The following is a 25,451-nucleotide window of genomic DNA, read 5'->3' as shown; positions in this document are numbered from 1 at the left end:
GCGGGACGCACCCGTTACCCTGCATCCGAGTGACAAACAGGAGTGGAACCGCGACGAAACGCCGCCTCTTTGACCAAAGAGGCGGCTGTATTTTTGTAAAATCATCCCGATAAGGAGAGTGTCATATGAAACTGTACAACACCCTGACCCGCCAGAAGGAGGAGTTCGTTCCGATCACCCCGGGCGAGGTCAAAATGTATTCCTGCGGCCCGACCGTGTATAACTATTTCCACGTCGGCAACGCGCGCCCGTTCATCGTGTTCGACCTGCTGCGCCGCTACTTTGAGTACCGCGGCTACAAGGTGAAATTCGTCCAGAACTTCACCGATATCGACGATAAGGTCATCAACAAAGCCAATGAAGAGGGCGTGGACTTCAACGTCATCGCCGACCGCTATATCAAGGAGTATTACACGGACGCCGAGGGCCTCGGCATTGGCAAGGCGACCGTGCATCCCCGCGCGACCGAGACCATGGACGCGATCATCGACATCGTGCAGAAGCTGCTCGACAATGGCCATGCCTATCTCGCACCCAACGGTGACGTATACTTCCGCACCAAGTCCGACCCGGATTACGGCAAGCTGTGCCACCAGCCGATGGAGGAATTGCAGGCGGGCGCGCGCATCAGCGTGGGCGAGCAGAAAGAGGACCCGATGGACTTCGCGGTTTGGAAGGCAGCAAAGCCGGGCGAACCCGCGTGGGATACGCCGTGGGGCTCGAAGGGCCGTCCGGGCTGGCACATCGAGTGCTCCGCGATGGTCAACAAGTACCTCGGCCCGACCATCGACATCCACTCCGGCGGTTTGGACCTCATTTTCCCGCACCACGAGAACGAAATCGCCCAGTCCGAGTGCGCCAACGGCTGCGCCTTCGCGCATTACTGGCTGCACAACGGCTTTTTGACCATCGACAACGAGAAAATGTCCAAATCCAAGGGCAATTTCTTCATGGTGCGCGACGCGGCAAAGCAGTTCGGCTATGAGACCATCCGCATGTTCATGCTGTCCGCGCATTACCGCACGCCGCTCAACTATTCGGCGGAGAGCCTTGAGATGAACAAGGCGTCGCTCGCGCGCCTGTACGAAGCGCGGAACAACATGGAGTTCCGCATCGACAAGGCCGAAGGCGACGCGATGACCGCGGAAGAGGCAGCCAAGATGGAAGCGCTGGCGGCGTACAAGCAGAAGTTCATCGACGCGATGGACGACGATCTGAACACCGCGGACGCACTGTCCGCGATCTTCGAGCTGACGCGCGAGATCAACGCGTGGATGGGCGCGCATCAGGACGCGACAAAGGCATTCCTGACCGCGGCGCACGACCTGTTTATGGAGCTGACCGGCGTTCTCAACCTCGTGCAGAAGCGCGACGATGCGGTTGACCCGGATGCCGAGAAGATCGAAGCGCTGATCGCGCAGCGCGCGGCGGCCAAGAAGGAGAAGAACTTCGCGGAAGCCGACCGCATCCGCGACGAGCTGGCCGCGATGGGCGTCACGATCAAGGACACCCGTCAGGGCACCCAGTGGAGCCGCGCTTAACCCGAAAAGCAAAAAAACGGACGCATTTGCGTCCGTTTTTTTGGCTTTTGCGAGGCGGATGGCGCGCCGATGCGGCGCAAGGCGCAAAAAAAGAACCGCCCAAAGGCGGTTCTTTTTGATTTGCGTTCGGATCAATCGACCAGCTTGTCCAGCTCCTTGACGTATTCGGTGCCGGTTGCGGTCTTGTGCTCGGCCTGCTTGGCGTACAAGCCGACCACGGCTGCCGACTTCTTGATCGCCTGCATTGTGCCCGCGCCGGCGACACAGCCGCCCGGGCAGGCCATGCCTTCGAGCAGATAGCCGTTGTACTTGCCGGCCTTGGCCGCCTGCAGCATCTTGCGGCACTCGCGCAGACCCTCGGCGTTGACCACGTTGATTTCGCGGTCGGGGTATTTCTCCTTGATGACATTGACGACCGCCTGCGCCACGCCGCCGGACACCGCAAAGTTACGGCCGTCGGTGGACGCGTCGTTGACGCCGTGCGGATCTTCGGGCAGGGACTCGAGATCGACATGGCGTGCGTCGAAAATACCGGTCATCTCTTCAAACGTCAGCACGAAGTCCACTTCACTGCGGACGTCCTTGCGCATGGCTTCCAGCTTCTTGGCCGCGCAGGGGCCGATGAAGGCGACCTTGGCGTCCGGATGATGGTGCTTGATCAGGCGCGCGGTCAGCGTCATCGGGGTCAGCGCCATCGAGATGCAGTCCGCCTGATCGGGGAACATCTTCTTGGCCATCACGGACCATGCCGGGCAGCACGAAGTGCCCATATACGGCAGCTTTTCCGGGACTTCCTTGACAAAGTCCTCGGCTTCCTGTGCCGCGCACAGGTCCGCGCCGATCGCGACTTCCAGAATATCGGCAAAGCCCAGCTGCTTCATCGCAGCACGCAGCTTGCCCGGGGTGACCTTGGGGCCGAACTGACCGACAAATGCGGGCGCCACGGCGGCGTATACGCGCTCGCCTGCCTGGATCGCGCGGATCACCTGGAAGATCTGGGACTTGTCCGCGATCGCGCCGAACGGGCAGTTGACCAGGCACATGCCGCAGGAGACGCACTTTTCATAGTCGATATCGGCCTTGCCGTTCTTGTCGCTGTGGATCGCGTCCACGCCGCAGGCCGCGGCGCACGGGCGCACCTGATGGATGATCGCCTTGTACGAGCAGACATCCACGCAGCGGCCGCACTTGATGCACTTTTCCTGATCGATGTGCGAACGGCCGTTATAGCGGTCGAGCGTGATGGCGCCCTTGGGGCAGACCTCGACGCACGGATGCGCCAGACAGCCCTGGCAGCCGTCGGTGACCATAATTTCGTTTTCCTTGCACGCGTTGCAGGCGAACTTGATGATGTTGACCAGCGGCGGCGTGTAGTAGGTTTCTTCACGGGTAGCTGCCTCGATGTTGTCCGACACCGGCGAATGCTGCGCTGCGTTGCGGCAGGGCAGGCCCATTGCCAGACGCAGGCGCTCGCCGACGATGGCGCGCTCGAGGAAGATGTCGTTGCGGAAATTGCCGACTTCGCCCGGAATGATCTCATACGGGAGCGCTTCGATTCGCCGATCGGTCGGCCACTCCGTATGGTAAGCCATGCGGGCTACCTCGCGGAAAATACGACGCCGGATCTCCTGAATGCGGGTCTCTACGCCTCTCATGATTATAAAAATCCCCCTTGTATTCAAGTCGTTTTATTTGGATGCAGGGCGGTACTCTGCCCTGAAACAGGACATATCCATACCTATTATCAGGATACCGCAAAGTGGGAATCTTGTAAAGACATAAATTGTAGAAAATTTAACAATTTTCCGCTGCCGGTTTTTGCACAACCTGTTGCAACCCGTGCAGCAGGCGCAAGATCAATAAACGTATTCGAATTCGAGGTCGCCGATGACGACGAAGTCGCCTTCCTGCACGCCCATCTGCTCGAGCTTGTCGTATACGCCCGCGCTCTTGAGCATGCGGTCCATATACTGGCGGGACTCGTAGTCGTCCACGTTGACCGAGCCCATGATCTTGTCCACCCATGCGCCCGAAACAACATAGTAATCGTCCACCTTTTCGACCGTCCAGTCGCGCTCGCCCGTGGTGTCCTCGGGCGTTTCGACGAACTCCGGCTCATAGGTGAACACGGGCGGCAGCTGCTGCAGCTCGTGCCAGGTCAGCTTCATCAGCTCGGCCACGCCCTGGTTGGTGGCGGCGGACAGCTCGGCGAACAAAAAGCCGTGCTCTTCCGCGTATTTTTTGAGCTTTTCGACCGGCTCGCGGTCGTCGCCCAGCAGATCGACCTTGTTGGCGACGATGATCTGCGGACGCGCCGCCAGAAACTCGCTGTAACCGGCAAGCTCGGCGTTGATTTTCTCGATGTCGTCGAGCGGGTCGCGGCCTTCGCTGCCCGCTGCATCCACCAGATGCAGCAGCAGGCGGCAGCGGTCGATGTGGCGCAAAAAGTCGTGCCCCAGACCCGCGCCTTCGGCCGCGCCCTCGATGATGCCGGGAATGTCGGCCATGACGAAACTCTGCTCCTCGCCGACCGACACCACGCCCAGATTGGGCACGAGGGTGGTGAAATGGTAGTTGGCGATCTTGGGCCGCGCCGCGGATACCATGCTCAAAAGCGTCGATTTGCCGACGTTCGGGAAGCCGACCAGACCGACGTCCGCGAGCAGTTTGAGCTCGAGGATGATGTCGCGCTCGACGCCCGGCTGGCCGGGCTTGGCAAAGCGCGGCGCCTGACGGGTCGGGGTGGCGAAATGCGTGTTGCCCCAGCCGCCGTTGCCGCCCTTGGCCGCGACGAACGGCTCGTCGTCCGACAGGTCCTTGATGACCTGTCCGGTCTTTTGGTCGCGGATGATCGTGCCGCGCGGCACGCGGATGATCAGGTCCGCGCCGTCCTTGCCCTTGCAGCGCTTGCTGCCGCCGTTCTCGCCCGCGCCGGCGACGTATTTCTTCTTGTAGCGGAAATCCAGCAGGGTGGACAGATTGTCGTCCACCTTGAAGATGACCGAGCCGCCGCGGCCGCCGTCGCCGCCGTCCGGGCCGCCGGAAGCGATATACTTCTCGCGGTGGAAACCGACCTTGCCGTCGCCGCCCTTACCGGAAACGATCTTGATCTTGGCAATATCAATAAACAAGGGGAAAGCCCTCCTTTCGTATGCGTGTTAAAACAAAATCCCAGACAACCGTCTGGGATTTTGTCATACTTATTGGTTTACTGCGGGTAAACGGAAACCTGCTTGCGGTCCTTGCCCAGGCGCTCGAAACGAACAACGCCCTCAACCTTTGCAAACAGAGTGTCGTCCTTGCCGCGGCCTACGTTCAGACCCGGATGGATCTTCGTGCCGCGCTGACGGACGAGGATGTTGCCCGCCGGAACGGTCTGGCCGTCCGCGCGCTTAACGCCAAGGCGCTTTGCCTCGGAGTCACGGCCGTTCTTGGTCGAACCTACGCCCTTTTTATGAGCGAAAAACTGTAAGCTAATCTTCAGCATCTGTGTGCACCTCCATTACGCTCAAAAATTCCGAATAATTCTGTTCCAGTACGGAAAGATACAGCTTCAACGCACGCAACGCATCTTGTCCGCGCTCCACACCGCTTTCTTGCAATGTGATACGAATGCGAGTATCTTCATCCTGCGAAATAGTATCGGCTGGGACATGTTGGATGTCGTCAAGCAATACTGTCGTCAGCATGACCGCGCTGGAAATCGCCGCGCAAACGATGTCTTCGCCCTCGTCCGCGTATCCCGCGTGACCGAGGATGTCCACCGAAAGGAGCTTGCCTCCCCGCGACGAAAAAGTGACTTTGGTCACTGCCTTACGCCTTGATGGACGCGATGGTCACCTTGGTGTACGGCTGGCGATGACCCTGACGCTTGCGGTAACCCTTCTTGGGCTTCATCTTGAAGATGTTGATCTTCTTGCCCTTGCCGGTCTTTTCAACCGTGCCGGTTACAGCGGCGCCGGAAACATACGGAGCGCCAACGGTGAGCGCGTCGCCCTCGCCTACGGCCAGAACCTCGTCAAACGTAACGGTCGCGCCGTCCTCCACGCCGAGCTTCTCAACGTAGATCACGTCGCCCTCAGATACCTTGTACTGCTTGCCGCCAGTTTTCAAAATGGCATACATGTGGTTTTCCCTCTCTTTCGTTGTAGAGTCACGCTTGGCACGGCGGCGACCGGGAATCGGGCGCACTTAACAAGAGCCAATGCACAATGCGGCTTTTAGTAGCATAACACAAGCGGCAGGACTCTGTCAAGCCCTGCCGCGCGTTTTTTTGAATTTGTCAGGCAAAAAAGCTTGCCACAAAGGCATACATGCCGCTCGGCACGGTCGTTGCGCTGCCGGTGGCGGCGCGGTCCATGCTGACAAAGCCCTGATCGCCCTCGGCCAGGCCGATCACCCGGTCGGAGAACAGCACCCAATAGGTGCAGGTGGGCGCGTCGCCCTCGACTACGGTGTAGCCTGCGGCGTCGTCGCGGTACGCGGCGAGCTTATCCTGCAAATACCCTGCCGGGATGCTGAGGTACTGGTACTGCGAACCCGTGCTGTGCACAACGTACACACCCTCGGTCAGCTGCGGGATCAGGTCGGGCAGGCTGTCGGTCTGCGCGGTAGTCGGATCGGGCAGCGCATCGGTCAGCCCGGACAGCAGGGTCTGGTTTTCCTGCGTCAGGGAGTTGACCTGATCGGAAAGGGTGGTCTTTTCGCCGTTCAGCGTTTCGATCTGCTTGTTCAGGTCGCTGATCTTGCCGCCGCGCGACAAAAACAGGATGAAAAACAGCAGCGCCAGCAGGAAAAACACCAGCACCGCGATGCACAGCATCATGCGGTAGTTGAGTTTCACGGGCTTTTTGGATGGCCGTCGGCGTGTCGTGGTTCGTTCCATGGTCTTTCCTCCAGTCCCGTTTTCCGAAGTGCGTCTTTCCCCCATCACTTTGCGGGGTTCTCGATGACCTTGACTTCGCCCGAAGCGCAGCCGACGATCATGCGTTTGCACATGTTGAGGAACAGGCCGTGCTCCAGCACGCCCACGATGCCGCTGATCTTCTGGCGGACGTCCTCGATATCGAAGCCCGCGCCCAGATGCAGGTCGGCGATGAAGTTGCCGTTATCGGTGACAAAGGTCTTGCCGTCTTTGACGCGCAGCACCGGATGGAAACCGTATTCCTCCATCTTGGCCATGGCCTGCTTGGAGCCGTACTGGGCGATCTCAACCGGCAGGTGGAACGCGCCGATCTTGTCCACGAGCTTGCTCTCGTCCATGATCCAGATGACTTCCTTGGCGAGCGTCGCCACGACCTTTTCGCGGTACAGCGCGCCGCCGCCGCCCTTGATGGCGTTGAACTGCGGGTCGATCTCGTCGACGCCGTCGATGTCCAGATCGACATGATCGACCTGATCGATCGTCAGCAGCGGGATGCCCAGCTCGCGCGCCTGCGCCTCGGTGGCCTTGGAGGTCGGGATCGCCTGGATCTTCAGACCGTTCTTGACCATCTCGCCCACCGCGTTGACCATATGATAGGCGGTCGAACCGGTGCCCAGACCGACGACCATGCCGTCCTTGACGTATGTAGCGGCCTTATCGCCGGCCAGCTTTTTCATATCCATAGTTATTTCCTCCCTGCCGTCCGCGCCGGATGATCCCGGCAGCATTATTACTTTTATTATAAAGTGATTGGCAAAAAAGGTCAATCATTTCCGCACAAAAGCGCTAGGGATTATGCTTGGTGCTGAAGCTTTGCCGCCTTGAGCGTGTTTTTCATCAGCATGGTGATGGTCATGGGGCCTGCGCCGCCCGGCACGGGCGTCATAAAGGACGCCTTTTCGGCCACCGCCGGATCGACGTCGCCGCAGACCTTGCCCGCCGCGTTGCGGTTGATGCCCACGTCGATGACGACCGCGCCGTCCTTTACCATATCGGGCGTGATGAAGCCAGCCTTGCCGACCGCTGCAACCAGAATGTCCGCGCGGCGGCAGACCTCGTCCAGATGCTGCGTGCGGCTGTGGCACATGGTCACCGTGCCGTGGCGGTGCAGCAGCAGCATGCTCATCGGCTTGCCGACAATGTTCGAGCGGCCGACGACGACGCATTCCTTGCCCTTGGGGTCGATGCCGTATTCGTCGAGCAGCTCCATAACGCCCGCGGGCGTGCAGGGGACAAAGTCGAAGTTACCGGTCATAATCTTGCCGACGTTGACCGGATGGAACGCATCAACGTCCTTTTTCGGGTCGATGGCGTCGATGACCGCCTGCTCGGAGATGTGCCCCGGCACAGGCATCTGGCACAGGATGCCCGAGATCTTGGGGCTAACGTTCAGCTGCGCGATCAGGCCGAGCAGCTCCTCCTGCGTGGTCTCTTCGGGCAGGGCGTACTTTTCGCTGTAAATGCCGCACTCCGCGCACGCCTTTTCCTTGTTGCGGACGTAGATTTCGCTCGCCGGGTCGTTGCCCACGATGATGACCGCGAGGCCGGGTGTGATGCCCTGCTTTTTCAACTCCGCGGTTTCCGCCAGAATGCTGCCGCGCACCTTGGCCGACAGCGCCTTACCGTCCATTCTTACTGCACTCATTCAAAAGATCCCCCTTAGTTTTCTGTCTGTTTTGGTTCCGCCGGCGGCGTTTGTCCGTCCGCGTCGCCGGTTTTTTCGTCGTCTGCTGCGGCGGGCGCGGGCTGCGCAGCGCCGTCTGCCGGCTGTTCGGCCGGTGCGTCCGCGGCCGGCACGGGCTCGGCCTTGGGCGGCACATAGAACGCCTTGGCGACCTTCAGGCGGTTATACTTGCGCACCAGCAGCACGATGGCCACGATGCAGCTGACCGCTGCAAGCACCTGCGAAACGCGCAGCGAGCCGATATACAGGCTGTCCGTGCGCAGGCCCTCGATCCATGCGCGGCCGAGGCCGTACCACGCGACATACAAAAGCGCCAGCTCGCCCCGGAATTTGCGCTTTTTGGAATAGAAATGCAGCGCAATAAAGCCCACCAGGTTCCAGACCGATTCGTACAGGAAGGTGGGGTGCACGGCATCCGCGCCGTCGATCGACATGCCCCAGGGCAGGTCGGTCGGGCCGCCGTGCGCCTCGCCGTTGACGAAATTGCCCCAGCGGCCGATGCACTGGCCGATCAGCAGGCCGAGGGCCGCCAGATCGCACAGGCTGGCAAACGGAACCTTTTTGACCCGGCTGTAAATATACAGCGCGATCACCACGCCGATCACCGCGCCATAGATCGCAATGCCGCCGTTCCAGACCGCGATGATTTCGCTCGGATGCTGGCTGTAATAGCCCCATTCAAAGATGACATAATAAATGCGCGCGCAGATGATGCCCACCGGCACGCAGATGATCAGGCAGTCCATCAGGTTGTCCGACGTACAGCCGAATTCCTTGACGTGTGCGTTGACATACAGCGCTGCCAGCACAAAGCCGACGCAGATGATGATGCCGTACCAGTAGATATCCTTACCGAATACGTTCGCGGCAACGCGGCTGATCTGGAAATCCAGTCCGAGCGCCGGGAAAGAGATTGCATGTTCCATGATGTTTGCTTCCTTTGCTGTCGAAATCTTTTATTTGGGCAGAACAACCGACATGGAAGATCGGTCGCGCTGTGCCCAGCGTGCAAATACCGCCTGCACGTCCTGCGGGGAGATGGTGTCGAACAGGGCGGCAAAGTCGGCGTAATGTTCGCCCGCGAACAGGGCGGTCGCCTCCTGCCGCGCATATGCCTCCGGCACGTCCAGCACCCGCAGATACAGGCCGTAAAGCGCCTTTTTCATGCGGTCAAACAGCGCTTTTTCCACGCCTTCGCGCGCAAGGCGCGCGGTTTCCCGCTCAATGGCCGCGCGTGCGGCCTCCGGATCGCGGCTCTCGCCGCCGAGGATCGCCGCCGCGCCCTCGGGGATGAGCATATAATCCGTATCGAAATCGCGGCCGATCAGCCGCTTTTCGTACAGCTCCGCATACAGCGGCGCAGTGTCGCCGCACAGGATGCGCACCGCCAGCTCGCCCAGCAACGTGCGCCGCAGGCGGCTTTCGCCCTGTTCCAGCGGCGTATCCTTAAAGCCCAGCATAAACTGCGGCCGCGACACCGGCATGTGGCGCGTGACCGTCAGCTCATTGACCGCGTCCCGGCGCGCGCCGTAGTGCCGCTCGCCGATCTCGGGCGCGTCGGCGGGCGAAAGCCGCGCCGCCATGCGGCAGACTTCGTCGAAATCCGCCGTGCCGCACACGATCAGCGCCATGTTCTTCGGGCTGTAAAACGCGCGGTGGCAGGTGTACAGCACCTCGGGCGTGATGCGCGCGATGCTTTCCACGCTGCCCGCGATTGGCACGCGCACCGGATGGCTGCGGTACAGCCCCTCGAGCACGCCGCAGAATAGCTGCCAGCCGGGCGTGTCGTCCATCATGCCGATCTCCTGACCGATGATGCCGCGTTCCTTGGCGACGTTTTCCTCGGTGAAATACGGCGTAAACACGAATTTCAGCAGGATTTCCAGATTTTCCGCAAACCGCTCGGTGCAGGCAAAGTGGTATGCCGTCATCGTGTGGCTGGTGAAGGCGTTGGGGCTTGCCCCCGTGCGCGCAAACTTTTGCAGCGCGTTGCCGTCCTCATCCTCAAACATCTTGTGCTCGAGGAAGTGCGCCACGCCCGCGGGCGTGTCATAGCGCGTCCCTTCAAACGTGAAGGACGCATCCACCGAACCGAAGTCGGTCGCGAGGATCGCGAACGTCTTGCCGAAGCCCTCCTTGGGCAGATAGCACACGCGCAGGCCGTTGTCCAGCGTGCGCTCCTCCGCGCGCTCGCGCAGGGCGGTCCAAACCTTGCTCATTCCCCCGCCCCCTTCATAAAGTATACCGTGTCGAGTGCGGTCGTCTGCGCCGCCGCAACGATGCGCGCGCGGTCCACGGCCGTCACCTGTGCGATGCGCTCTTCGGGCGAGATCAGCGTGCCCGCGGCGGCCTGACCGAGCCAGTACCGCTCGAGCGTTAGCGGGTCGTCCAGCATGGCGCCCCAGTTGGTGATGAGCGTGCGGCGCGCGCCGTCAATCTCCGCGTCCGTGATGTCGCCCGCGCGGCAGGCGTCCAGCTGGCGCAGGATCTCGTCCCGCGCGACCGCGAATTTGTCGTTTTCGATGCCGGAGTTCACCATCATGATGCCCTTGGAGGCGATAAACTGCGCGCTCGCGTAGTAGCAGAGCGACTGTTTTTCGCGCACGTTGAGAAACAGCTTGGAGCTGGTCGAGCCGCCGTACAGCGTCTGGAACATCCAGTAGGCTGCGGCGTCCCCGCCGGTTAGGCTGGCCCCGCCCGTGCGGAAGCCGAGCGACAGCTTGCCCTGTGTGACCGCCTCTTCCTCAATGATCTCGCGCGCGTCGCCCTTCGGCTGCGCGAGCACCACGGTGGGCGGCAGCGTGCCCGCGTTCGTGCGCGGCTGGGTCAGCGGCGTGCCGGCAAACAGCCCTTCGACCGCCTCGGCCGCGAGCGGGCCGCAGTAAAACAGCTCGATCTGCGCCTGTTCCAGCGCGCGGCGGTAGGCCGCGTACAGTTTGTTTTCCGTGATCTTCTCGGCCTGTTCTTTGGTGCCGTACACCGGCTGGCCGTATGCCTCGTCCGCGCACATCAGCTGCGTCAGACGCAGCGGCGCCCACGAACGCGGGTCGTTTTTCTGCGCCGCGATGCGGTCGATCAGGTTTTCGCGCTCGCCCGCCGTGTAATCCGGGCAGAACACGCCGTCCTGCGTGTACGGGTCGCACAGCAGCTCGGCCAGCAGGCGGATGACGCCCGCGGTCAGGCCGTCCGCGCCCGGCGCGCAGCTTTCGTCAATGCAGTCGGACAGAAAGCCGACCGCCACATGCTCGCCCTCGCGGCGCACGACCGCTTCGATGCGCGCGCCGTACAGCTCGTCCAGCTCTGCGCCGATCGCGCGCAGGTCGGGCAGGCGACGGGTGCCGCGCCGCAGCACATGCGGCAGGCAGGCGCGCAGCGCTGCGTCCGGTCCGCCCAGCGGCAGCAGCAGCACTGCCCGGATGACCGCACGTTTGAATTTCGGCGTGGTCACACAGGTGAGATTCACCCCGGCGGCCAGCTTTTTCCGCGTCACTTGTTGCATGATTTCCCTCATTTCCGGAAAGATTTTTCCACGGGCAATATTATAGCATTATTCAAGGTGTGAAGCAAACGTAGATTATGTGAACAAAATCCGGCTTCTCCGCTATTTTTCCCTTGACACGGCGGCAAATATACGGTAGAATAGTCACGTTCGATGTAAAGGCGAAACACTTTACACTATTCAGGGAGGCCCGCCGATGAAAGGCAAACCGCTCGAGATGAGCCTGCTGTTCGACTTTTACGGCGAGACGCTCACGGAAAAACAGCGCGAGCTGTTCGACCTGTATTATAATGAAGACCTTTCGCTGGCCGAGATTGCCGAGCACGCGGGCATCACCCGTCAGGGGGTGCGCGACAGCATCAAGCGCGCGGAACACGCGCTGCGCGAGATGGAGGAAAAGCTCGGTCTGGTCGCCCGCTACGGCGGCACCGAACGGTGTGCGGAGGAACTTTCGCAGCAGGTCACAGCGCTCTTAGCGCTCAACGCCGACAAACTGCACAGCCGCGAGGCGGAGGATATCCTCTCCCGCATGGCGGCGCTGCTCGAACAGCTCAGGCAGGAGGCTTAACATGGCATTTGAAGGCCTTACCGAAAAAATTTCATCCGCATTCAAGCACCTGCGCAGCAAAGGACGGCTGACCGAGGCCGATATCAAGGAAGCGATGCGCGAAATCCGCATGGCGCTGCTGGAGGCCGACGTCAACTTCAAGGTGGCCAAGGACTTCATCAAGGCGGTCACCGAAAAGGCGACCGACGCGGAGATCCTCGAAAGCCTGTCCCCGACCCAGCAGGTCATCAAAATCGTAAACGAAGAGCTGGTCGCGCTGCTCGGCGGCCAGACCACGAGACTGACCATCTCGCCCAACCCGCCCACCATCGTCATGATGGCAGGCCTTCAGGGCGCGGGCAAGACCACCAACTGCGCCAAGCTCGCGGCGCTCCTGCGCAAGCAGCAGCAGCGGCGCCCGCTGCTCGTCGCGTGCGACGTTTACCGCCCCGCGGCGATCGATCAGTTGAAGGTGGTCGGTAAGCAGCTGGACATCCCGGTCTTTGACGAAGGGCAGGGCGATCCGGTCGAGATTGCAAAGCACGGCGTGGACTACGCCCGCAAAAACGGCTTCGATCTGGTGTTCCTGGACACCGCAGGCCGTCTGCACATCGACGAAAAGCTGATGGACGAGCTGAAAAACATCAAGGCGGCGGTCAAGCCCACCGAGATCATCCTGGTCGTCGATGCGATGACCGGTCAGGACGCGGTCACGGTCGCGCAGACCTTTGACGAGGCGCTCGGCATCGACGGCGTACTGATGAGCAAGATGGACGGCGACGCCCGCGGCGGCGCAGCGCTCTCGGTCAAGGCGGTCACCGGCAAGCCGATCAAGTTTATCGGCACGGGCGAAAAGCTTGGCGATATCGAGCCGTTCCACCCCGACCGCATGGCAAGCCGTATCCTCGGCATGGGCGACGTGCTGACGCTGATCGAAAAGGCGCAGGAGTCCTTCGACCAGAAGCAGGCCGCCGAAACCGCAAAGAAAATGATGGCCGGCAAGCTGACGCTGACCGACTTTTACGACCAATTACAGCAGATGAAAAACATGGGCTCGATGGAGGAAATGCTCGGCATGCTGCCGGGCGTGGACGCAAAAGCCCTCGCCGGTGCAAAAATCGACGAAAAGCAGATGGCGCACACCGAAGCCATCATCCAGTCCATGACACCCAAGGAGCGGGATAACCCCTCCATCATCAATTTCTCGCGCAAAAAGCGCATCGCGGCGGGCTGCGGCCTGTCGGTCGAGCAGGTCAACCGGCTGCTCAAGCAGTTTGAGGCCATGCAGAAGATGACAAAACAGCTTTCCGGCCTTGCCCGCGGCGGCAAAGGCAAAAAGCGCCGCGGTTTCCCGGGCTTCGGCGGCATGAAGCTGCCGTTCTGACCCGTAACTTTTGTTTGTAAAGAAATTTACAATAGATCAATTTCTATTTCAGAGGAGGTGAATCATCCATGGTAAAGATCAGACTGCGCCGTCTGGGCGCGAAGAAGGCTCCGTTCTACCGCATCGTTGTCGCTGATTCCCGTTACCCGCGTGACGGCCGTTTCATCGAAGAGATCGGCACCTACAACCCGCTGACCGACCCGGCTACCGTCAATGTTGACGCTGACCGTGCTCAGGAGTGGATCAAGAAGGGCGCTCAGCCGACCGACACGGTTCGCGGCATCCTGAAGAAGGCCGGTGTGCTGAATTGAGTGAGGCTATCGAAATGAAAGAGTTATTGACCTATATTGTCAAAAATCTGGTTTCCGAGCCGGATGCGATTGCCATCACCGAGGAGATCGACGGCGATAATGTCACCTTTTCCCTGCGCGTGGCGCCTGGGGACATGGGCCGCGTCATCGGTCGTCACGGCCGCATCGCAAAGGAAATCCGCACACTCATGAAAGCGGCAGGCAATCGCGAAAACAAGCGTGTAACAGTCGATATCCTCGACTGAATCGACGGGAACCCGGTTTCCGGCGACAAACGCCGTATAAAAATCGCCGCAGCGCGGCGATTTTTTGTTATCCGCGCGCGTTTTTACGCGCGTCATTCCCCCAAGAGACGGAGGAGGCAACATGCCCAAACAATTTTTAGAGGCCGGCAAGATCGTCGGCACGCACGGCGTGCGCGGCGACCTCAAGGTGCAGAGCTGGTGCGACAGCCCCGAGGTGCTGTGCGACTTTGACACGCTGTATCTGGACGAAAGCACGCCTGTTTCGGTGGAAAAGGCGCAGGTGCACAAAAATATGGTGCTCATGCACCTGAAAGGCGTCGATACGGTCGAGCAGGCCGAGGCGCTGCGCGGCCGCGTGCTGCATCTCGACCGGGACGACGTGGAACTGCCGGAGGATCTGGTGTTCATCCAGGATATCCTCGGCTTTGTCGTGTTCGACCGACGCACCGACAGCGAGGTCGGCCGTCTGCGCGACGTGATCACCAGCAACCCGGCGCACGATATGTACGAGATCAAGACTACCGACGGCCGTCTGGTCTATGTCCCGGCCGCCAAGCCCTTTTTGCAGGAGATCGACATGCAGGCGGGCATGATCTATATTGAGAGCATCGAGGGGCTGCTGGAATGAAAATCGACATCATGACGCTGTTTCCCGAGATGATCGACGCGGTCATGCGGGAAAGCATCATCGGCCGCGCGCAGCAAAAGGGTCTGGTCGAGGTGCGCGCGACCAACATCCGCGACTACGCGCTCGACAAGCACCATAAGGCGGACGACGCGCCCTATGGCGGCGGCCGCGGGCAGGTCATGCTGGCCGAGCCGCTTTACCTGTGCCACGAGGCGCTGTGCGCGGGCGAACACGTCCATACGGTGTTCCTGTCCGCGCAGGGGCGGCCGTTTGACCAGGCCAAAGCCCGCGAGCTGCTCGCGCGCGAGCATTTCATTCTGGTCTGCGGGCATTACGAGGGCATCGACCAGCGCTTCATCGACGCGTGCGTGGATGAGGAAATCTCGATCGGCGACTTTGTGCTGACCGGCGGCGAGATCCCGGCCATGGCGGTCGCGGACGCGGTGTGCCGCATGGTGCCGGGCGTGCTGCCCGACGAGCAGGCGTTCACCGCCGAAAGCCACTGGGACGGGCTTTTGGAACATCCGCAGTACACCCGCCCGGAAAACTGGCGCGGCCGCGCCGTGCCTGAGGTGCTGCTTTCCGGCCATCACGCCAATATCGAAGCATGGCGGCGCGAGATGAGCCTGCGCCGCACCAAGGCGGACCGCCCCGACCTGTACGCGCAGTTTGTCCCGCGTGACAAGCAGGATAAAAAGATCCTCGAGAAAATCGAAAAGCCGGACGGCTGAACCGTCCGGCTTTTTTGTATTTTCGTCGTTACAGTATGTAGACCTGCGTGGTTTCGTACACCTCGTAGACCTTTTTGAGCGAGGCCATCTCGGTGCCCGCCAGACGGCTGCACGCGCGCGCGGTCGCGACCGCATAGCGCGCCATCTCGTCGAACTTGAGCTTGTTGTTCATCGAGTTGGCGATCGCACCGACCATCGCGTCGCCCGTGCCGACTGCGCCTTCGTCGTAGATCTTGGGGTTGGTGTTGACATAGAGCGCCTCGGATTCATCCTTGGAGACCAGCACCGCGCCCTCCTGGCTCATCGAGACACAGACCGCACGCGCGCCCATGTCGAGCATCTTGCGCGCGGAAACCACGACCACTTCGGGGTCGGCGGAGGGCTTGTCGCCCACGGCCTCGGCCAGCTCGAAGATGTTGGGCTTGACGAAGTCCGGCTCGCATTTCAGCGCTTCGAGCAGCAGGTCGCCCTGTGCGTCGATGATCAGCTTGCAGCCGCGCTTTTTGATCAGCTTGCACAGCTTGCGGTAGTTTTTCAGCGGGAATTCGGGCGGCGTGGAACCGGCCAGAACGAAAATGTTCCCCTCGTGCAGGTACATTTCCATGCGGTCGAGCAGACGCAGGAAATCCGCGTCCTCGATCTTGCTGCCCGGCTCGTTGACCTCGGTATGCCCGCCCTGCGCGTCGATGATCTGGGTGTTGACACGCATCTGACCCGAGATATCGACAAAGTCATGGTGGATATCGGCAGACGTCAGCATATCCTTGAGGATACGGCCGTTGGTTCCTCCGCAAAAGCCGAGCGCAACGCTGTTGCCGCCCAGTGCCTTGATCGCACGGGAGACATTGATGCCCTTGCCGCCGGGTTCCAGATGGCTGGATACCGCGCGGTTGAGCTTGCCGACCACGAGCGGATGCTCGATCCGCTGGGTGCGGTCCAGCGCAGCGTTGAGCGTTATCGTGATAATCATGGGGCGCCCCTCCTGTTGCGTATTTTTCTCTTACTTTTTATTTTACCCAATCGCGCGCGTAATGTAAATGCTTTTTGTAAAGATTCGTGCAAAACGTACGGACGCGTCGGGTCAGAATCCCATCTGCACCAGTTCCTGCACCAGCCGGACATAGAACCCGCGCACGTCGAAGCCGCCGCTGTCCACGCCCTGCGCATCGACCAGCTGCTGGTGGCTGACGCCCGTGAGCGTGCCGCGGTAGCGGCCCCAGCGGGCGGACTGCGGCGTCACCAGACCGTCGCTGTCGCCGTGCGCGGGATAAAACAGCCCGTGCGTCAGCCGCATGGCGGCGTCGGTGTTGTGTTTGCCCAGCCGTGCGCCCCAGCTCTGGTAATAGACGCAACACGCGTCCGGGTGGGTGCGGTTGAAGATTTCCAGATAAGCAGGCGTCAGCTGTTCGCCCGCGCGCAGCGCGTCCGGGTGTTTGTCTCCGCCCTGCCGCCACCAGGCGTCGTTGCCGCGCGCCCAGACCGCAACGCCCGGCCGGGCATGCAGCAGCAGCTCGGCTACGCGCGAGCCGCGGTTGGGGGTGGACAGCATGGTGAGCGAGGCGACGTATTTGCCGTATCCCATCGCGGAGATCAGGTGGCGCGCTTCCAGCCCGCCCTTGGAGTGGGCGATGATGTTGACGCGCTCGCAGCCGTACAGATGCCGGATTTTGCGCACCGCCTCGGCCAGCTGCGCCGCGCCGGTTTCGATGCTGCCCCATGCGTCCTGTCCGCCGAAGCAGACTTCCGCGCCGTGCGCGCGCAGCACGTCGGGCACGCGCCCCCACGGCACATACAGCCCGCCGTGTTCGGTCACACCCAGACCGTGCGCCAGCAGCAGGGGATAGCGGGTTTTGCAGTCCTGCTTCCCGCTCATTTGTGATATTTGCCGCCCGCGGCGATGTTGAGCGCGCGGTACAGCTGCTCGAGCACCATCACGCGCGCGAGATGGTGCGGGAAGGTCATGGGCGACATGGACAGCCGCAGCGCGGCCCGCGCCTTGATCTTGTCCGACAGGCCGCACGACCCGCCGATCACGAGGCAAAGGCGGCTCGTACCGGTCACGGTCAGGCGGCCGAGGTAGTCGGCCAGCTGCTCGGAGGAGAGCTCCTTGCCCTCGACGCACAGCGCGATCACGGTCGCGCCCTGTGGGATCTTCGCGTCGATCAGCGCCGCCTCTTTGTCCAGCGCCTGCGCGATTTCGCCCGCCGAGGGCGTCTGCGGCAGCCGCTGCTCGGGCAGCTCGATGATTTCCAGTTTACAATATGCGCCAAGGCGCTTTTCATATTCGCGCACGGCCTCGGCCCAGAACTTTTCGCCGAGTTTGCCCACGCAGATCAGCCGGACAGCGAGCATAGCGCTTCCTCCCCAAACAAAACCGGTGCGTCCATGCGCTCGCGCGGCGCGACCTGCACCGCGCAGTCCGGCAGGCCGTGCAGCGCGCTGACCGTCTGCTGCAAGGCGAGCGCGGGCATGTTGTTCTTTTCACTCAGGTGCGCGAGCACCAGATTACGCGTGCCGTGCCGCACCAGATCGGCCGCGAACACCGCGCAGTCCGGGTTGGACAGGTGTCCCGCCGGGCCAGCCACGCGCATCTTGAGCGGGTACGGATACGGCCCGGCCTGCAGCATGTGCGGGTCGTGGTTGCTCTCCAAAACGACCGTCTCGCAGCCGCGCAGCAGCTCGGCCGCCTCGCGCGGCACAAAGCCGAGGTCGGTGGCAAAACCGAAGCGGTGGCTGCCGTGCTCGAGTATGTAACCGACGCTGTCTGCCGCGTCGTGCGGCGTGGCGAAGGTCGTAATGTCAATATCGCGCACCCAGAAAGCGTCGCCGCTGTCAAACTCGTTTAAGCGGTCCATGCAGGACGGGTCTTTGGCCGCCAGCGCCTCGGCCGTGCCGCGCGAGGCGAACACGGGCGCCTTCGCCTTTTTCAGGAACATCGGCAGGCCCTTGACATGGTCGATGTGCTCATGCGTGAGCAGCACGGCGGAAATGTCCGTGAGCCCGAGCCCCAGCCTGGCCAGCGCCGTGGTGATCTTGCGCAGGGACACGCCCAAGTCGATCAGGATCGCCGCACCGTCCGTTCGGTACAGCCCGCAGTTGCCCGTCGAGCCGCTTGCAATGCTGTAATAATACCGCTCCGCCAATGATGAAACTCCTTTGCTTTCCAAAACAGCGGAGAGGTTGCCCCCTCCGCTGTATCTGTTCGTTTTGTGTTATGCGCGCTCAGCCGCGCCCATGGAATCCGGGATCTCGGAGCGGTACATATCCGCGCCCAGCGCCACAAATTTCTCCACCAGCGTCTCATAGCCGCGCTCGATGTTCTGCACCTGCTCGACCTCGGTCACGCCCTTGGCCGCAAGGCCCGCGATGACCATGGCCGCGCCCGCGCGCAGGTCGTGCGCGCGCACCGGTGCGCCCTTGAATTCTTTTACGCCCTCGACAACCGCGATCTTGCCGTCCACATGGATGTTCGCACCCATGCGCGCCAGCTCTTCGGTGTAGCGGTAACGGCTGTCCCATACGCCCTCGGTGACGATGCTCGTGCCTTCGGCAAGGCACAGCGCGGTCGTCATCTGCGGCTGCATATCGGTCGGGAAGCCCGGATAGGGCATGGTTTTGATGTTGGTTTTGGTAAGCTTGCCCTCGCGGCGCACGAGCACCGCGTCGTCAAACTCGGTGACCTCGACGTTCATCTCCTTGAGTTTTGCGGTGATGCATTCGAGGTGCTTGGGGATGACGTTCTTGACCAGCACCGAGCCGCCGCAGGCCGCGACCGCCGCCATAAACGTGCCGGCCTCGATCTGGTCGGGGATGATGGAATAGCTGCCGCCGTGCAGGCGCTCGACGCCGCGGATCTTGATGACGTCCGTGCCCGCGCCCTTGACGTTTGCGCCCATGGCGTTCAAAAAGTTCGCCAGATCGACGATATGCGGCTCCTTGGCGCAGTTTTCCATGATGGTCTGGCCCTTGGCCAGCACGGCCGCGAGCATGATGTTCATGGTTGCGCCGACCGAGACCACGTCGAAATAGATATGTGCGCCGTGCAGGCCGTCCTCGGGGGCCTCGGCGCGGATGTATCCGCCCTTGGGCAGCGTCACCTTGGCGCCCAGCGCTTCAAAGCCCTTGATGTGCTGGTCGATCGGGCGCACGCCGCCGAAGTTGCAGCCGCCCGGCATGGCGACTTCGGCATAACCGTATTTGCCCAGCAGCACGCCGAGCAGATAATAGGAAGCGCGCAGCTTGCGCTCCAGCTCATGCGGCTTGAGGCTGGGGTGTTCGGTATTCTGGATCTCCACCGTGGTGGAGTTGATCAGACGGATCTGTGCGCCAAGCTCGCGCATGATCTCCATCTGCAGCGTCACATCGATGATCTTGGGCACGTTCTCGATCCGGACCGGACCGTCCGCCAGCAGAGCTGCCGGGACGATCGCTACCGCCGCGTTCTTCGCGCCGGAGATCGTGACCTCTCCGTTGAGCGTTTTACCGCCGTTGATGACATATTTGGTCAAACCTACCTACTCCTCACTGTTGCAGTACGCGTAACCGTCGCGTGAACTTTCTTGCTACTGTATTCTATGACTGCGCGCTTTGACAGGTGCGCGCGTAAAATTTCTCATCCAATCTATTGTACCACAATTTTTGATAAAGGAAAGTTTTTTTTCAATTTTCCTGGTCTACAATCGTTTTTTTGGCACAATCCACCAAATATTCGCCCGAATCGGTCTCGATCTTCCAAGTCGGCGTAAGCTGCAGGCGGCGGTTGCTGTCCACCTCCATGCGGTAGCCCGCGGTCATGGAATCGATCTCTGTGGTATCCTGCACGCGGGCGGCAAATTCAAGCAGCGCGTCGGCCGCGTTGCAGGAAACGCCGCTGCCGCGCACGGTGGTGTACGGCGTGCCGAAGCTCCACAGGCCGGTCAGGGAAACGCTGCCGTCTTTCTCAAAGGACAGCGTCAGCATGCGGTTGTGCACCGGCTGGCCTGCGACCGTGCCGGTCAGGGTGACGGTCAGGCCGTCCGAAGTGAACGACGCGTCCTCCGCCTGCAATCCCCAGTCGGAAAACAGCTGTTTTGCCTGCCGCAGCGCCGCCGACGCATCGGCGGGCGCGTCCTGTCCGGTCGTGCACTCCGCCCGCATCGTGCCGTCCGCGCGCCATTCGGCCTTGCCGCGGTCGCTCGTGAACTGCACCGTACCGTCCTCCTGCTCGGTGCGCTCGGCGTCCTCGCCCAGCATGGCCAGTGCCACCGCCTCCTCGTCCGCGCGGCTGCGGTCAATGGACAGCGTGGGCAGCACCTTGTCCTGCGGCAGGTGGAACGCACCGTTCAGCTGGATGCCGTAGGCCTGCGTCAGCGTGCGCAGATTGGCTTCCAGTTCCTCCGCGCGCTGCCGGTTCTGCCACAGCTTGGCGCCGAAGTTGCCGATCAGAAACAGGTTGACCGCCAGCAGAATGACGATCAGCACATTTTTTACCTTATCCCATTGCAAGCGGCCTCACCTCCCGTCATGCGGCGCTTTTCAGATAGAAGCGTGCGGGGACGTAGGTTCCGTCCTCCTGCGCGCGGTAGGCAACCATCAGGCTGCATGCTTCGCCCATTGCGCCCGCAGCCGCCTGCCGGGCGGGCAGGATGATGCGGCTGGTGTCCTGCGCGGAAAACCGCTGCAGGCGGATGGTCGCGGAGACCAGCGCGCCGCCTTCAAAGGTGAAGGTCGCAAAGTCGTTTTCGCCCAGCACAGGCACGCCGCCGTACATCTGCAAAAAGACCAGCGTGGTCTGTCCGTTCTCCTGGTTGGCTGCGTAGAGCGAGGCGTGCGTGTCGGTTTCGCCCGCGCGCAGCGCCGCGTCCAGAATCAGGCGGGCGCAGTCCATCTGCGCGTCGAGCGCGGACTGGCCGCTGACCTCGCCTTCGTCATAGGCGCGCACCGTGGTGTTTTCCGCGGCGGCGGCATATTGCAACAGGCCCGCGGCGTGCACGCGCAGCGTGCTGACGTTGTCGATGAACACGCGCACCTGATCGTTTTGTTCCGCGTAAAAGTCCGCATAGGCGGTAAACCCGAAGGCTTCCAGCAGGTCTTCCAGTCCGGTGCCGCTGCGCGTGGAGAACAGGTTGATCGCCTCGGTGTTCAGCAGCGGCAGGGACAGGGTTTCGTTGTCAAACAGCAGCGTTTCCGGATAGACCGCGTAGGCCTCGCCCGAAAACTTGCAGGGCTGCCCGCGGAAGGCGTCCTGCGCGCTTTGCAGCGTGCTCTTGTCCGCCTTGGCCGCAGCGGCGTACAGCGCGCCGTCCGAGGTGCGCACGAACAGGCGCTCCACCCCTGCGGCATAGACCAGTGCTTCGACATTGGTGTCGCCGCCGTCCTTCCAGCTGCCGCCCATCCAGCCTGCGATCGCGCCCAGCGGGATCGCGCCGTGGTAGCGCAGCTCGGCACAGTCGCCCGCGCGCAGTGCTGCGTTCAGTTCGTCCTCGGTGGCGGTGGTCAGGTCGCCGCCGGCCAGCACCTGCGCCCACAGGCTCTGCACGGCCGAAACGGCGGCGTCCAGTTCGGTTACATCGTACTGCACGCCGGACAGCTGACCGTTCACGGTCAGTGCGATCTGGGCCGGGTCGGCCGCGGCCACGCCGGACGAGCGCAGCTCATAGCCCACCGCGCCGCCGAACAGATGGTCGTGCGCGCGCCGCAGCCAGTTGTCCGCCGGCATCTGGGCAATGTTGAGCCCGGTCAGCCAGTTGGCGGCGCAAAGTGACAGCAGCAGCACCACCAGCACGATCAGCGACACATTTTTCGCCGTGTTTTTCACCGACCGCTGCGCGCCTCTCATACCGGACCCTCCTCGCTGTTCGGGGTCAGGTCGGTCGGCAGGGTGATGGTGACGGTCGTGCCCTTGCCGTATTCACTGGCCAGCGCGATCTTGCCCTCGTGCTGCTCGACGATCTCCTTGGCGATCGCAAGGCCGAGGCCCGTGCCGCCCGCGGCACGGCTGCGCGCCTTGTCCACACGGTAAAAGCGCTCAAACAGGCGCGGCACATCGGCCGCCGGGATGCCGACGCCGTCGTCCTCGACCGTGATGCGCACGCGGTTTTTCGCCGGCACGCAGGCCGACAGGCGGATATGCCCGCCCGACGGGGTGTACTTGACCGCGTTGGACAGGATGTTGACGACCACCTGCTCGATGCGCTCGCGGTCGCCCACGATCTGCGGCAGGTCGTCCGGCGCGTCCACGATCATCTCGTGGCCGTTGTCCTGTACGGTCAGGCGCATGGCGTTGGCCACCTTTTTCAGCAGGTCGGACAGCGAAAAGCGCGTCATGCGCAGTTCCATCCGGCCGTAATCCAGCTTGGACAGGGTCAGCAGGTCGGTTACGATGCGCGCCATGCGCTCGGATTCGCTCGAAATGACGCCCAAAAACTGCTTTTCGGTGTCGATCGGGATGTCGCCCGCGGCGTCGAGCAGGGTTTCGGTATACGAGCGGATGTTGGTCAGCGGGGTGCGCAGCTCGTGCGAGACGTTGGCGACAAATTCGCGCCGCGCGTCGTCCAGACGGCGCTGCTCGGTGATGTCGTGGATGACCGCGATCACACCGCCCTCGCCGTCGAGCGCGCCGTAGGGCGCGAGCGTGACCGACAGCACGCGGTCGTGGCGCGTGATCTCGCTGGTCAGGAAGCTGCGCATGGCGGTTTCATCCGAGTTGGGCATGTCCAGATCGGCGAACATCTCGTCGAAGGACAGGTTGTCCTCCATGCGCACGCCCAGCAGGTTCTCGGTGGCGGGGTTCATGTGGATCAGGCGGCCGTCGGTCGTGAACGCGGCCACGCCGTCGGTCATGTGCAGGAACAGGGTGCTCAGCTTGTCGCGTTCGCCCTGCACCTCGCCCACCGTGCTTTTGAGCCGCCGGGCCATGTAGTTGAACGAGCGGGTCAGCTCGCCGATCTCGTCGGACGACTGCACGCCCAGATCCTGATCGAAATTGCCCTCCGCGACCGAGCGCGCGCCTTCGGTGATGCGTTCGATCGGGGTGGTGATGGTCTTGCTGAGCAGGAAGGACAGCAAAATCGCCGCGAGCAGGCCGAACATCATCGCCTGCATGACGATCTGGAAAAAGCGCCACGACAGGTCGGAGATCTCGCTTTTGTCGTCCGTGATATACACAATGTAGTCCACGCTGCCGTTACTATCCTTATCGATGGGCACGGCAATATCCATCATGCTGTCCGAGACGGAAGAGCGGTCACCGATCTCGCCGGCCATGGCGGCGACGATGTTGCTGGTCCGGGTCAGCGTGATGTTGGGGTTGGAGCCTTCCAGATACCGGCCTTCGGCATCCAGAATATAGTAGTTGCGGTAATCGTCGATGCCCAGCGCGCTTTCGCGTGCCGCGATGACGGTCTGCAATCCGGGCGCGCCCTGTTCGGCGGCCGCTTCGCGCAGGGAATCCATCGTGCTCGACTGGTTGAACACGTTCTGCATCTGCTCATAGAAGCTGTCCAGATAAAACGTGCTGACGCTGTTGATGAGGAAAGTGCCCACCACCGCCATGACCGAAACGATCATCAGCACCAGGATCAGCACCAGCTTCATGTGTAAGGAACGAAACAAACAAACACCTCCGGCGTGCGCAGCGCCGCCGCGCCGACTTTCTTTTTCTCCCGTGCCGGGGGCACGGGGTCATTCGCCGTTGAAATAATAGCCCATGCCGCGCTTGGTCATGATATAGCGCGGGCTGGCGGGCTGGTCCTCGACCTTTTCGCGCAGGCGGCGGATCGCCACATCGACCGCGCGCAGGTCGCCGTAGTAGTCATAGCCCCAGACCTGTTCCATCAGCTCCTCGCGCGAAAACACGCGGCCGGGCGCCGAGGACAGGAAGCACAGGATGTCAAACTCGCGTGCGGACAGCTCGAGCGCCCGCCCGTTTTTGTACACCATGCCGTTGTCGCGCGAAATGCGCAGGCCGCCGCCGGACGGCATCGCGGGTTTTTCGCGCTCCTCGCCGGACAGCGTGCGCCGCATGTTGGCCTTGACGCGGGCCATCAGCTCGCGCATGGAAAAGGGCTTGGTGATATAGTCGTCCGCGCCCAGTTCGAGGCCGAGCACCTTGTCGGTCTCCTCCTCGCGGGCGGTCAGCATGATGATCGGGGTGTCCTGCTTTTCGCGGATGTGCCGCAGCACTTCAAAGCCGTCCATCTCGGGCAGCATCACGTCCAACAGCACCAGATCGGGCGCGTCCTCGAGCGCTGCGCGCAGGCCTTCCGCGCCGTCATAGGCGACGAGCGTGTCGTACCCCTCGCGCTGCAGGTTGAATACCAGAATGTCCGCGATCGCCTTTTCATCCTCGACGACCAGAATTTTTTTCTTATCCATCTTTGCCTCCTTTGACAGAAGGGAAACGGGCTGCTACGAAAAAATCAGTACAGCCCCTTGAGTTTTGCACGGTACAGCGCGGCCAGCGTCTTGGCGTCGCGGATCGCGTCGCGCGAAACCATGGCTTCGACCTCGGCAATCGGCAGCCGCACCACTTCGACAAATTCGTCCTCATCCGGCTGCATTTCGCCGTCGGTTAGGTCGAGCGCCGCAAACAGGTGCACGACCTCGGTCAGAAAGCCGGGGGAGGGGTACACGCAGCCGAGCGGCACGATGCGCCCCGCCGTGCAGCCGGTTTCCTCCTTTAGCTCGCGCGCGCCGCAGTCGGCCGCGCTTTCGGCTTCGCCGTGGTCGAGTTTGCCCGCGGGGATCTCGAGAATCTCCGCGTCATACGGATAGCGGAACTGCCGCACCAGAATGATGTTGCCGTTCCGGTCGATCGGCAGGATGCCCACGCCGCCGACGTGCTCGCACACCTCGCGCGGGGCGGTTTTGCCGTTTGGCAGCTCGACCTCGTCGAGCCGCGCCTTCATGATCTTTCCCTCAAAAAAATACCGATGGGAAAGCTGTTTTTCCCTCATATCCATGCTGTTTTCCCCCTTG

At 61.9% G+C, this 25,451-nt stretch carries 28 protein-coding genes; 7 read left to right on the top strand and 21 right to left on the bottom strand.

The window, feature by feature from the left end; translation table 11 throughout:
- Positions 1-125: 125 nt before the first annotated feature.
- Positions 126-1,541, top strand: a complete 1,416-nt coding sequence (cysS, locus tag EJL02_RS05630; RefSeq protein WP_125115429.1) for a cysteine--tRNA ligase — start codon at positions 126-128, stop codon at positions 1,539-1,541.
- Positions 1,542-1,672: 131 nt separating this feature from the next.
- Here cysS and EJL02_RS05625 read toward each other — a convergent pair whose 3' ends face one another.
- From EJL02_RS05625 to yfmF, 11 genes are all read right to left on the bottom strand, one after another.
- The gene (locus EJL02_RS05625) at positions 1,673-3,196 is read right to left on the bottom strand and encodes a 4Fe-4S dicluster domain-containing protein (RefSeq protein WP_125115428.1); all 1,524 of its coding nucleotides are present in this window, start codon (positions 3,194-3,196) and stop codon (positions 1,673-1,675) included.
- Between the two features lie 201 nt (positions 3,197-3,397).
- Positions 3,398-4,672, bottom strand: a complete 1,275-nt coding sequence (obgE, locus tag EJL02_RS05620) for a GTPase ObgE (RefSeq protein ID WP_125115427.1) — start codon at positions 4,670-4,672, stop codon at positions 3,398-3,400.
- 77 nt (positions 4,673-4,749) lie between these two features.
- Positions 4,750-5,028 (bottom strand): 50S ribosomal protein L27, encoded by a 279-nt coding sequence (gene rpmA, locus EJL02_RS05615; protein WP_031476960.1) that lies wholly within the window; start codon positions 5,026-5,028, stop codon positions 4,750-4,752.
- Positions 5,015-5,350, bottom strand: coding sequence for a ribosomal-processing cysteine protease Prp (locus EJL02_RS05610; protein ID WP_125115426.1), 336 nt, complete (start codon positions 5,348-5,350; stop codon positions 5,015-5,017). The genes rpmA and EJL02_RS05610 overlap by 14 nt, the downstream gene beginning before the upstream one ends.
- A 4-nt stretch (positions 5,351-5,354) precedes the next feature.
- A complete protein-coding gene (gene rplU, locus EJL02_RS05605; protein ID WP_125115425.1) occupies positions 5,355-5,666 on the bottom strand; it encodes a 50S ribosomal protein L21 in 312 nt (103 codons plus the stop codon).
- 157 nt (positions 5,667-5,823) lie between these two features.
- Entirely contained in the window at positions 5,824-6,426 is a 603-nt protein-coding gene (locus EJL02_RS05600) for a hypothetical protein (RefSeq protein ID WP_125115424.1), read from the bottom strand.
- A gap of 44 nt (positions 6,427-6,470) precedes the next feature.
- Complete coding sequence (rpiA, locus tag EJL02_RS05595) at positions 6,471-7,148, bottom strand: ribose-5-phosphate isomerase RpiA (protein ID WP_125115423.1); 678 nt, start codon at positions 7,146-7,148, stop codon at positions 6,471-6,473.
- A gap of 110 nt (positions 7,149-7,258) precedes the next feature.
- A complete protein-coding gene (gene folD, locus EJL02_RS05590) occupies positions 7,259-8,110 on the bottom strand; it encodes a bifunctional methylenetetrahydrofolate dehydrogenase/methenyltetrahydrofolate cyclohydrolase FolD (protein ID WP_125115422.1) in 852 nt (283 codons plus the stop codon).
- A 14-nt stretch (positions 8,111-8,124) separates the two neighbouring features.
- Positions 8,125-9,075 (bottom strand): prolipoprotein diacylglyceryl transferase, encoded by a 951-nt coding sequence (lgt, locus tag EJL02_RS05585; RefSeq protein ID WP_125115421.1) that lies wholly within the window; start codon positions 9,073-9,075, stop codon positions 8,125-8,127.
- Between the two features lie 30 nt (positions 9,076-9,105).
- A complete protein-coding gene (gene yfmH, locus EJL02_RS05580; protein ID WP_125115420.1) occupies positions 9,106-10,368 on the bottom strand; it encodes an EF-P 5-aminopentanol modification-associated protein YfmH in 1,263 nt (420 codons plus the stop codon).
- Positions 10,365-11,648: an EF-P 5-aminopentanol modification-associated protein YfmF gene (gene yfmF / locus EJL02_RS05575; protein ID WP_125115419.1), complete on the bottom strand. Its 1,284-nt coding sequence runs from the start codon at positions 11,646-11,648 to the stop codon at positions 10,365-10,367. The genes yfmH and yfmF overlap by 4 nt, the downstream gene beginning before the upstream one ends.
- A gap of 196 nt (positions 11,649-11,844) precedes the next feature.
- On the opposite strand from yfmF, the gene ylxM reads away from it, so the two are divergent.
- The 6 genes from ylxM to trmD all read left to right on the top strand — a co-directional run bounded on the left by ylxM (position 11,845) and on the right by trmD (position 15,494).
- Complete coding sequence (gene ylxM / locus EJL02_RS05570) at positions 11,845-12,216, top strand: YlxM family DNA-binding protein (protein ID WP_125115418.1); 372 nt, start codon at positions 11,845-11,847, stop codon at positions 12,214-12,216.
- Between the two features lies 1 nt (position 12,217).
- On the top strand, positions 12,218-13,579 hold the full coding sequence (ffh, locus tag EJL02_RS05565; protein WP_125115417.1) for a signal recognition particle protein: 1,362 nt from the start codon (positions 12,218-12,220) through the stop codon (positions 13,577-13,579).
- A 68-nt stretch (positions 13,580-13,647) separates the two neighbouring features.
- Positions 13,648-13,890, top strand: coding sequence for a 30S ribosomal protein S16 (rpsP, locus tag EJL02_RS05560; protein WP_054327417.1), 243 nt, complete (start codon positions 13,648-13,650; stop codon positions 13,888-13,890).
- 14 nt (positions 13,891-13,904) lie between these two features.
- Complete coding sequence (locus tag EJL02_RS05555; protein ID WP_031476974.1) at positions 13,905-14,135, top strand: KH domain-containing protein; 231 nt, start codon at positions 13,905-13,907, stop codon at positions 14,133-14,135.
- A 121-nt stretch (positions 14,136-14,256) separates the two neighbouring features.
- Entirely contained in the window at positions 14,257-14,763 is a 507-nt protein-coding gene (gene rimM, locus EJL02_RS05550) for a ribosome maturation factor RimM (protein WP_125115416.1), read from the top strand.
- Complete coding sequence (trmD, locus tag EJL02_RS05545; protein ID WP_125115415.1) at positions 14,760-15,494, top strand: tRNA (guanosine(37)-N1)-methyltransferase TrmD; 735 nt, start codon at positions 14,760-14,762, stop codon at positions 15,492-15,494. Before rimM ends, trmD begins: the two co-directional genes overlap by 4 nt.
- Before the next feature lie 28 nt (positions 15,495-15,522).
- Here the strand turns inward: trmD and EJL02_RS05540 are convergent, their stop codons facing one another.
- The 10 genes from EJL02_RS05540 to EJL02_RS05495 all read right to left on the bottom strand — a co-directional run bounded on the left by EJL02_RS05540 (position 15,523) and on the right by EJL02_RS05495 (position 25,435).
- Positions 15,523-16,464 (bottom strand): 1-phosphofructokinase family hexose kinase, encoded by a 942-nt coding sequence (locus EJL02_RS05540; protein ID WP_125115414.1) that lies wholly within the window; start codon positions 16,462-16,464, stop codon positions 15,523-15,525.
- 111 nt (positions 16,465-16,575) lie between these two features.
- Positions 16,576-17,367, bottom strand: coding sequence for an esterase/lipase family protein (locus EJL02_RS05535; RefSeq protein ID WP_125115413.1), 792 nt, complete (start codon positions 17,365-17,367; stop codon positions 16,576-16,578).
- Positions 17,364-17,846 (bottom strand): 23S rRNA (pseudouridine(1915)-N(3))-methyltransferase RlmH, encoded by a 483-nt coding sequence (gene rlmH, locus EJL02_RS05530; RefSeq protein ID WP_125115412.1) that lies wholly within the window; start codon positions 17,844-17,846, stop codon positions 17,364-17,366. Before rlmH ends, EJL02_RS05535 begins: the two co-directional genes overlap by 4 nt.
- Entirely contained in the window at positions 17,828-18,637 is an 810-nt protein-coding gene (locus EJL02_RS05525) for an MBL fold metallo-hydrolase (protein ID WP_164510303.1), read from the bottom strand. Before EJL02_RS05525 ends, rlmH begins: the two co-directional genes overlap by 19 nt.
- A 69-nt stretch (positions 18,638-18,706) precedes the next feature.
- On the bottom strand, positions 18,707-20,002 hold the full coding sequence (locus EJL02_RS05520) for a UDP-N-acetylglucosamine 1-carboxyvinyltransferase (protein WP_125115410.1): 1,296 nt from the start codon (positions 20,000-20,002) through the stop codon (positions 18,707-18,709).
- Between the two features lie 151 nt (positions 20,003-20,153).
- Positions 20,154-20,978, bottom strand: coding sequence for a hypothetical protein (locus EJL02_RS05515; protein ID WP_125115409.1), 825 nt, complete (start codon positions 20,976-20,978; stop codon positions 20,154-20,156).
- A 16-nt stretch (positions 20,979-20,994) separates the two neighbouring features.
- Positions 20,995-22,311 carry a hypothetical protein gene (locus EJL02_RS05510; RefSeq protein WP_125115408.1) on the bottom strand — a complete coding sequence of 439 codons (1,317 nt, stop codon included), beginning with the start codon at positions 22,309-22,311 and terminating at the stop codon, positions 20,995-20,997.
- Positions 22,308-24,086 carry an ATP-binding protein gene (locus tag EJL02_RS05505; protein ID WP_125115407.1) on the bottom strand — a complete coding sequence of 593 codons (1,779 nt, stop codon included), beginning with the start codon at positions 24,084-24,086 and terminating at the stop codon, positions 22,308-22,310. The genes EJL02_RS05510 and EJL02_RS05505 overlap by 4 nt, the downstream gene beginning before the upstream one ends.
- Before the next feature lie 69 nt (positions 24,087-24,155).
- A complete protein-coding gene (locus EJL02_RS05500; protein ID WP_125115406.1) occupies positions 24,156-24,848 on the bottom strand; it encodes a response regulator in 693 nt (230 codons plus the stop codon).
- Positions 24,849-24,892: 44 nt separating this feature from the next.
- Positions 24,893-25,435 (bottom strand): NUDIX hydrolase, encoded by a 543-nt coding sequence (locus EJL02_RS05495; RefSeq protein WP_125115405.1) that lies wholly within the window; start codon positions 25,433-25,435, stop codon positions 24,893-24,895.
- Positions 25,436-25,451: the final 16 nt, after the last annotated feature.

Source organism: Agathobaculum sp. Marseille-P7918, assembly GCF_900625105.1.
Taxonomy (GTDB): Bacteria; Bacillota; Clostridia; order Oscillospirales; family Butyricicoccaceae; genus Agathobaculum.
This window is presented reverse-complemented; position numbering and strand designations above follow the sequence as displayed.

Excerpts from the sequence above, each read along its gene's own strand:
- rimM (WP_125115416.1), top strand. The coding sequence starts at position 14,257 with ATGCCCAAACAATTTTTAGAGGCCGGCAAGATCGTCGGCACGCACGGC.
- rplU (WP_125115425.1), bottom strand. The coding sequence starts at position 5,666 with ATGTATGCCATTTTGAAAACTGGCGGCAAGCAGTACAAGGTATCTGAG.
- rpmA (WP_031476960.1), bottom strand. The coding sequence starts at position 5,028 with ATGCTGAAGATTAGCTTACAGTTTTTCGCTCATAAAAAGGGCGTAGGT.
- EJL02_RS05495 (WP_125115405.1), bottom strand. The coding sequence starts at position 25,435 with ATGGATATGAGGGAAAAACAGCTTTCCCATCGGTATTTTTTTGAGGGA.
- rlmH (WP_125115412.1), bottom strand. The coding sequence starts at position 17,846 with ATGCTCGCTGTCCGGCTGATCTGCGTGGGCAAACTCGGCGAAAAGTTC.
- yfmF (WP_125115419.1), bottom strand. The coding sequence starts at position 11,648 with ATGCAACAAGTGACGCGGAAAAAGCTGGCCGCCGGGGTGAATCTCACC.
- EJL02_RS05600 (WP_125115424.1), bottom strand. The coding sequence starts at position 6,426 with ATGGAACGAACCACGACACGCCGACGGCCATCCAAAAAGCCCGTGAAA.
- yfmH (WP_125115420.1), bottom strand. The coding sequence starts at position 10,368 with ATGAGCAAGGTTTGGACCGCCCTGCGCGAGCGCGCGGAGGAGCGCACG.
- rpiA (WP_125115423.1), bottom strand. The coding sequence starts at position 7,148 with ATGGATATGAAAAAGCTGGCCGGCGATAAGGCCGCTACATACGTCAAG.
- EJL02_RS05540 (WP_125115414.1), bottom strand. The coding sequence starts at position 16,464 with ATGATTATCACGATAACGCTCAACGCTGCGCTGGACCGCACCCAGCGG.
- ylxM (WP_125115418.1), top strand. The coding sequence starts at position 11,845 with ATGAAAGGCAAACCGCTCGAGATGAGCCTGCTGTTCGACTTTTACGGC.
- EJL02_RS05555 (WP_031476974.1), top strand. The coding sequence starts at position 13,905 with ATGAAAGAGTTATTGACCTATATTGTCAAAAATCTGGTTTCCGAGCCG.
- EJL02_RS05625 (WP_125115428.1), bottom strand. The coding sequence starts at position 3,196 with ATGAGAGGCGTAGAGACCCGCATTCAGGAGATCCGGCGTCGTATTTTC.
- EJL02_RS05500 (WP_125115406.1), bottom strand. The coding sequence starts at position 24,848 with ATGGATAAGAAAAAAATTCTGGTCGTCGAGGATGAAAAGGCGATCGCG.
- cysS (WP_125115429.1), top strand. The coding sequence starts at position 126 with ATGAAACTGTACAACACCCTGACCCGCCAGAAGGAGGAGTTCGTTCCG.
- EJL02_RS05510 (WP_125115408.1), bottom strand. The coding sequence starts at position 22,311 with ATGAGAGGCGCGCAGCGGTCGGTGAAAAACACGGCGAAAAATGTGTCG.
- ffh (WP_125115417.1), top strand. The coding sequence starts at position 12,218 with ATGGCATTTGAAGGCCTTACCGAAAAAATTTCATCCGCATTCAAGCAC.
- EJL02_RS05535 (WP_125115413.1), bottom strand. The coding sequence starts at position 17,367 with ATGAGCGGGAAGCAGGACTGCAAAACCCGCTATCCCCTGCTGCTGGCG.
- lgt (WP_125115421.1), bottom strand. The coding sequence starts at position 9,075 with ATGGAACATGCAATCTCTTTCCCGGCGCTCGGACTGGATTTCCAGATC.
- trmD (WP_125115415.1), top strand. The coding sequence starts at position 14,760 with ATGAAAATCGACATCATGACGCTGTTTCCCGAGATGATCGACGCGGTC.
- folD (WP_125115422.1), bottom strand. The coding sequence starts at position 8,110 with ATGAGTGCAGTAAGAATGGACGGTAAGGCGCTGTCGGCCAAGGTGCGC.
- rpsP (WP_054327417.1), top strand. The coding sequence starts at position 13,648 with ATGGTAAAGATCAGACTGCGCCGTCTGGGCGCGAAGAAGGCTCCGTTC.